Raw genomic sequence first — 1837 nt, 5'->3', positions numbered from 1 at the left:
CCCATTTTCATTGACAGATTCCGCTGCCGCGAGCGAAGCGAGTCGGACAGCACGCCGTTGTTCGGGATGTAAGCTTGAGTACTTGAGTTAAAAAAGCTTCAGAATCTTATCGATAGTCTCACTGATCTGTTCAAAAGGTTGATTGGTCACGTCCAAATAAAACTTGCCGGATTGATGACTAATGTCGACTGAATGTTCAAATACATCGGTCTTGAGTTCCTCACCGGCAAATGCTTCAAACTTTTTTAAGGTCGATTCTGATTCATTTGGATATCTGCTAATAGCCGTCTCAGTGATTAACAAGTCAATTATGAGTGTTTCGTCCTTTAAATGATGGATCCAAATTGCACAACCAGGTCTAATTTGTTTGATTTTTGCATATCCGTTTTCGTTCCCACTAAAGCCCTTAACCTCACCATATTTATTTAGATCACCAACTTTTTTAGCTGCCAAGAATAGTTTGTCCCTGAGCGATTCTGTCATAACTTCTCCCGAATAATCTGTGTGTTTCTGTAATCCTACCCGAACGCCGCGCATTACAGGCCGCAAAAGAATTCGGGCTTCAAAAAAGTAAAGTTAATTGATGAATTCGCCAAAACTATGGCGGCTCGCCTTTTGCGGTCCTTTGTAAATGCGCATGTTATAAGCCAACTTTCTTCCAATTTATGATATTCGCATAATCCACTACGGATTCAGTACCTTGGCCAGTAGAAGCATATTCTTTTATATATTTAATTCCATCACAGAGAAATTCAACATTTTTTAAAAACCCCTTATGTATTTTTTTAAATGCACAAGCTTTTTTGGTTTCGAGGTCGATCAGAAGCAATCTGGTAACCGGACCCTTGCTGTAATCAGTGGTTAGCCATTCCTCTGCGGCAATGTATTTTGAATTTGGTGACCAAAAGAGCTTTCCTCCAAAGAGTTTACCGGGAATTATTAAACCGTTTATTTCTAACCTAAAATAAGCCGGACCAAAACGAATTTCGCTTTCATATATTAGTCTTGCCAGGTGTTTCTTGTCCGGTGATGAGTATTTTTTTTCCATAGCTTATAACGCCAAGCTCAGCCGAGGAAGGCCGCATCGCGGCCTGACGTCGGCTGGAGCGCCGTGTTAAGCGCCTCCGCAAACAAGGCTGATAACCGATATTGCCAATGCAATGCCGGAGATGACCAAAGGTACAGTAAACCTAAACCATGATTGTTGGAGTTCTGCTAGCACTGCGGAGAGCATTGGGAAATGCACCGCATGCCTATCGTCGCTAATAGCCATGGTGAATAAATGCACCTTCGCGCCGTTATCCTGGGTATAGCCGTACTTCTTATCGAGGTGGTAGTAGAGCCGACCGAATACTATGTCGGCGTCTACCCCGAGGTCATTGGCAATGGCATCGCAGTCGATGGGCACGTATATCTTCGACGACCGCTGATTCTCGGGATTGTTACGGTCGAAACGACCGAACTTGTCAAGAGAGCGATCATGGATTCTTTGCAAGATTTCCCGATCAGTTGGAGGTCTTTGCACCGTCACTCCTCTTGCGCGCTTAACCTTAGTTCTCAGGCGCACAGCTTTGCTGCGTCGACTGCGGCGCTTTGTTAGCTAATACCGTTGGCATTTTCAGTTCACTTGTTTAACTCAGACGGTGAATTGTCTCGTAGCTCTTCCACGATCTTTCTAGTCAAATCATCGATTGCGGATACTGACGCCCTCTCACACCCTGCAGGCACGTATGCGCTCGCACTTTCCACCACGCTTGAACCATTGAGCACCATCTCTTTTCCATCACGAACACCAAGCACGCCTCGAACCTCGGCGGAATCTGTCAATGAAAATGGG

Annotated in this window: 4 protein-coding genes; all 4 read right to left on the bottom strand. The window is 44.9% G+C overall.

The annotated features are described in order from the left end of the window. Positions 1–87: 87 nt before the first annotated feature. On the bottom strand, positions 88–483 hold the full coding sequence (locus tag MRX98_RS21655) for a hypothetical protein (RefSeq protein WP_246915208.1): 396 nt from the start codon (positions 481–483) through the stop codon (positions 88–90). Between the two features lie 157 nt (positions 484–640). After that, positions 641–1048 (bottom strand): hypothetical protein, encoded by a 408-nt coding sequence (locus tag MRX98_RS21650; RefSeq protein ID WP_246915206.1) that lies wholly within the window; start codon positions 1046–1048, stop codon positions 641–643. Between the two features lie 66 nt (positions 1049–1114). Beyond that, a complete protein-coding gene (locus MRX98_RS21645; RefSeq protein WP_246915203.1) occupies positions 1115–1525 on the bottom strand; it encodes a hypothetical protein in 411 nt (136 codons plus the stop codon). A gap of 98 nt (positions 1526–1623) precedes the next feature. Then, the coding region (locus MRX98_RS21640) for a hypothetical protein (protein WP_246915201.1) at positions 1624–1837 on the bottom strand (214 nt) is incomplete at its 5' end.

The sequence above is a fragment of the Desulfatitalea alkaliphila genome, from assembly GCF_022968795.1.
GTDB classification, from domain to species: domain Bacteria; phylum Desulfobacterota; class Desulfobacteria; order Desulfobacterales; family Desulfosarcinaceae; genus Desulfatitalea; species Desulfatitalea alkaliphila.
Note: the sequence above shows the minus strand (reverse complement) of the source record. Positions and strands in the feature narration are given on the sequence as shown.

Bases quoted from the DNA above. Each gene is read 5' to 3' on its own strand.
- MRX98_RS21655 (WP_246915208.1), bottom strand. From the start codon at position 483: ATGACAGAATCGCTCAGGGACAAACTATTCTTGGCAGCTAAAAAAGTT.
- MRX98_RS21650 (WP_246915206.1), bottom strand. From the start codon at position 1,048: ATGGAAAAAAAATACTCATCACCGGACAAGAAACACCTGGCAAGACTA.